7 protein-coding genes are annotated in these 3,949 nt (G+C 52.7%); all 7 read right to left on the bottom strand.

Annotation, left to right across the window (positions count from 1 at the left end; translation table 11 throughout):
• Positions 1–44 precede the first annotated feature (44 nt).
• Positions 45–983 carry a glycoprotease gene (locus tag B2Y11_RS06580; protein WP_291057519.1) on the bottom strand — a complete coding sequence of 313 codons (939 nt, stop codon included), beginning with the start codon at positions 981–983 and terminating at the stop codon, positions 45–47.
• A gap of 2 nt (positions 984–985) precedes the next feature.
• A complete protein-coding gene (gene nusB, locus B2Y11_RS06575; RefSeq protein WP_291057517.1) occupies positions 986–1,372 on the bottom strand; it encodes a transcription antitermination factor NusB in 387 nt (128 codons plus the stop codon).
• Between the two features lie 11 nt (positions 1,373–1,383).
• Positions 1,384–1,731, bottom strand: a complete 348-nt coding sequence (locus B2Y11_RS06570; RefSeq protein ID WP_291057515.1) for a hypothetical protein — start codon at positions 1,729–1,731, stop codon at positions 1,384–1,386.
• Positions 1,728–2,093, bottom strand: a complete 366-nt coding sequence (locus B2Y11_RS06565; RefSeq protein ID WP_291057513.1) for an Asp23/Gls24 family envelope stress response protein — start codon at positions 2,091–2,093, stop codon at positions 1,728–1,730. The genes B2Y11_RS06570 and B2Y11_RS06565 overlap by 4 nt, the downstream gene beginning before the upstream one ends.
• A 12-nt stretch (positions 2,094–2,105) precedes the next feature.
• Positions 2,106–2,666, bottom strand: a complete 561-nt coding sequence (efp, locus tag B2Y11_RS06560) for an elongation factor P (protein ID WP_008859000.1) — start codon at positions 2,664–2,666, stop codon at positions 2,106–2,108.
• Between the two features lie 16 nt (positions 2,667–2,682).
• Positions 2,683–3,747 (bottom strand): M24 family metallopeptidase, encoded by a 1,065-nt coding sequence (locus tag B2Y11_RS06555; RefSeq protein WP_291057511.1) that lies wholly within the window; start codon positions 3,745–3,747, stop codon positions 2,683–2,685.
• Positions 3,731–3,949, bottom strand: a 219-nt coding sequence (locus B2Y11_RS06550; RefSeq protein ID WP_291057509.1) for a hypothetical protein, incomplete at its 5' end; no start/stop codon positions are given. The genes B2Y11_RS06550 and B2Y11_RS06555, both read right to left, overlap by 17 nt.

Genomic DNA, 3,949 nt, shown 5'->3' with positions numbered 1-3,949 from the left:
GCTGCGGTCGAAATGACGATGTGGAGCCTTTCCCCCGCGCGCGGTTAAAGGCCGTGTCTCATAAAAGCGCCGAAGGCGTTTCCTGTGGCGTTATCGCTGCTGGCGCTGATATCGGCGAAATAGGTTTTCATACCTTTTCTATCCATGATTTCTTCCACTTTATGCCGAAGGTACTGATTGGCCATGACGCCGCCTACGGCGATGAAGGGGCGGGTGGTATCGAAGGGACAGGCAGAGAGTTCTTTATCCAGGGCTTTTCCTATGTGCTCCAGCACGCCCTGGGCGATGTCTTCCCTGCTGTATTTTCCGGAGGCGATGTCTTTCTGCACCCTGGTTTCGGGGCCGGAGAAGGAGAAGGCCCCTTTCAACGAGGAGCGGGGGATGTGGTAGGTGTGGCTGCCTTTTTCCGCCAGTTTCTCCAGTTCTTTCCCGCAGGGGAAGTGAAGGCCCAGGGAGACGCCCACGCGGTCGATGAGCTGGCCGGCGGTGATGTCTTTGGAGTCCATGAGGGTTGTAATTTCCATGCATTCCCCCTGCCAGATGCAGGAGAGGACGTCCATGGTGCCTCCTGACATGTGCATCATGTAGAAGGGCTTGCCCCAAAGGGCGGGGTATTTCCTGATGGCCGCCAGGGCGTGGTTTTCCTGGTGGCTGAATTCATATACCGGTACGTGGAGAGCGGCGGCAAGGGAAAAGGCGCAGCCTTTGCCAACAAGAAAGGCGGGCATGTACGAATCTGCCCGCCTCCGTGGAAAAGAAGATACTCCGATTCCTTTGATATCCCGCAGGAAAGGAGAAAGTTTCTGCAGAATGAGAGGAAGGTTCTTCGTGTGCTGGAAGACCATCTGGGACTGGGAGAGCCCCCGGTTTCCTTCCCTGACGGAAAGAACGATCCTTTCTTCCCCCGCAAGCTCCCCGGAAGAGTCACAGACAGCGGCTGACGTGGTGTAGCAGCTGGTATCTATTCCAAGAAACCTTGCCATGATTATCCTTTCATTGCCTGATCGAGAACGCCGTTGATGAAACGGTAGGAGTTTTCCCCGCCGTACACCTTGGCCATTTCCACAGCTTCATTGATGATGAGCTTCCTGTCGGCAGCCCTGTCACCCATGAAATAGAATTCTGCCAGCGCCAGGCGGAGGATATTCTTATCCACCACATTGAGCTGGGAAAGAGACCAGTTTTTCAGGTGGGCGGTGATGGTTTCATCGATTTCCCTATGACCCAGAGCCGCCTCCACCAGAGCATCAGCGAAGGCCCTGTCGCTTTCGGATAATTCCAATCCATCCGACGTAATGGCTTCCGTATCCGGATTCAGCTCCCTGGAGTATAAAACCTGGAGAGCATATTCTCTTGCGCTTCTTCTGCTCATGATGACCTCTTTCAATTCACAATATCAGTAATGGTTATATCTATGCCATAAATGGTTTCATCGGTAAGGGAAAGGAGAAGGTTCCTCACCACCATCTGCACGTAGCGGGCCGTTTCCACCGGCCGGCACCCCTTACGGAGCGCCAGGGAGACATCCACCTTGATCCCCTTCTTCCGGCTTCTCCGCACAAGGAGCCCTTTGTGGCCGTGAAAACCGAAGGCCTGGGAAAGGCCGGAAATCATATCCTGGAAACCGTCGGCGGTGAAATGGGAAACTTCGGGAACCGCAAGCACAGCCCTCTCGATTTTCTCGTACACTTCCTCCTCCGGCACGATGGTAATGGTTTCATCCTGACTCATTTTGCCTGGTCCTTCTCAAAAACAATCTGGGACACATTGACATTCACCGCACTGACACGGATGCCAAGGGCATCGGACACCGCTTCCTTCACCGTCTCCTGCAGCTTCAGAGCCACCGCAGGGATTCGAAGGCCGTGGCACACGCACACGTAAAGATCAAGGATGACTGCGCCATCCCTGATGCCTACATGGACCCCGTCCGTATCCCTGTCCGACATGACGGAGGACAGGCTCTGGAGGAAAGTCTCCCCCATGCCTGCAATGCCCGGAACACTGACCGCCGCCGCCCTGGCCACTATGGCAATGACCCGGTCGGAAAAGCGGAGACGCCCCAGCTCATTTTCCACTTTTACCGTTTCCATGGGAATCACCCATTATTTTACACGTTCAATGTATGCGCCTGTACGGGTATCGATACGGAGAACTTCCCCTTCATTGATGAACAGCGGAACAGATACGGTATAGCCCGTTTCCAGTTTAGCCGGTTTGGAGCCGCCGGTTGCTGTATCGCCGCGGATGCCGGGTTCAGTTTCAACGACCTTCAGTTCTACGGAATTCGGAATATCTACGCCGATAATGTTGCCGTTGAAGAACATGACAGTGCATTCCATTTCTTCCTTCAGGAAATTGATCTTGTCACCCAGCTGTTCCTTGTTCAGCATGATCTGTTCATAAGTTTCTGTATCCATAAAGCAGTAGGAACCGTCAGCTTCGTAGAGATACTGCATGGGCTTGCGTTCCACAGTGGCGGGCTGCAACTTAATGCCTGCATTGAACTTGCGTTCCACTACGGAGCCGTTCTGCAGATTTTTCAGCTTCGCACGAACGAAAGCGGCGCCTTTGCCCGGCTTTACATGCAGAAATTCAACGCACTGCCAAACCTGGCCATCCAGTTCAACGGTAATACCGGGACGTAAATCATTACTAGAAATCATTTAAATCTTCCTCCTGCTACACTTGCAAAAATTTTTTGGGAAATAGAGTCAGAATGGAAATGCCATCCTGCTTTATAACAACCGTATCTTCGATACGGACTCCACCGGTGCCGGGGATATAGACCCCCGGTTCAACAGTTTCCGTCATATTCACTTCCAGAACTGAATGGTCCCTCTGGGCCAGCACCGGCGCCTCGTGAATCTCAAGGCCCACACTGTGACCCAGGGCATGGGTGAAATAAGCATCCAGATCCCATTTCTTGAAATACTCCCTGGCTGCCGTATCGGCCTCATCGGCCCTGATGCCTGCCTTCAGAAGGCCTTCCACATGCTCATTGCAGCCAAGAACCTTATCGTAAAGGAAACGCTGGCGGCTGGAAATATCTCCCACTGCCACGGTCCTTGTAATATCGGAATGATATCCCTTATAAATGGCGCCGAAATCAAAAGTAATGAGGTCTCCATTCTCGATGACCTTCTCAGTAGCCGTGCCGTGGGGATAAGCCCCCCGCTCGCCGGATGCCACGATGGTATCAAAGGACTTTCCCTCAGACCCCGCCTTCAGCATCTCGCACTCCAGCACCGCCTGCAGATACCGTTCTGTCACGCCGGCGCGGATATAAGGAATCGTATTTTTAAATCCCTCGTCGGAAATTTCGCAGGCCCTCTTCAAAAGAGAAAGCTCCTCATCCGACTTGATGCGGCGCACATCATCCACCGGACAGAACTCAAAATCCACATCCGGCATGGTCTCATCAAAAGAAAGATACATCCTGTAAGACAAAACCGACTCAATGCCCAGACGCTTCACATGGCAAGAAGTGGAGAGACGGGCCAGCGTCTCCGCCAGCTTCCCCCTGTAGTCCACCACAGTGAACCCCTTCGCCTCCTCCTTCGCCTGCTCCACATAGCGGCTGTCCGTGAGGAAATAGAAATCCCGGGGCGTCAAAAAAAGATAACTGTCAGAACCGGTGAATCCACTGATGTACCGTAAATTCTCATCCTTCTGCACAAACAGGCCGTCCACGCCCCATTTGGACAGGGATTCGGAAATCATTTGTTTATCAATCAAAAAGATCACTCTCTTCCATTACCCTATAATCATACAGTATCTTGGGCCTTTTGTCTAGATTTTTTGACATGCCCAGCGGGAGCGGGTAAGTGTCAGGCAGCCCAAAGTACCGGCCGGTCTTTTGTTGTATTCTTAAAACAGCCTGCCATTGCCTGCAGGGGCCTTCTCTCTTTCCGAAGGATAGGAGAGATGCTTCTTCCATGCGTAGAAA

This window comes from Dialister sp. UBA1703, from assembly GCA_002320515.1.
Classification (GTDB): domain Bacteria; phylum Bacillota; class Negativicutes; order Veillonellales; family Dialisteraceae; genus Dialister.
This window is presented reverse-complemented; position numbering and strand designations above follow the sequence as displayed.

What these genes read in the sequence shown, in the direction of transcription:
- B2Y11_RS06580 (WP_291057519.1), bottom strand. Translation starts at nt 983, where the DNA reads ATGGCAAGGTTTCTTGGAATAGATACCAGCTGCTACACCACGTCAGCC.
- nusB (WP_291057517.1), bottom strand. Translation starts at nt 1,372, where the DNA reads ATGAGCAGAAGAAGCGCAAGAGAATATGCTCTCCAGGTTTTATACTCC.
- B2Y11_RS06570 (WP_291057515.1), bottom strand. Translation starts at nt 1,731, where the DNA reads ATGAGTCAGGATGAAACCATTACCATCGTGCCGGAGGAGGAAGTGTAC.
- B2Y11_RS06565 (WP_291057513.1), bottom strand. Translation starts at nt 2,093, where the DNA reads ATGGAAACGGTAAAAGTGGAAAATGAGCTGGGGCGTCTCCGCTTTTCC.
- efp (WP_008859000.1), bottom strand. Translation starts at nt 2,666, where the DNA reads ATGATTTCTAGTAATGATTTACGTCCCGGTATTACCGTTGAACTGGAT.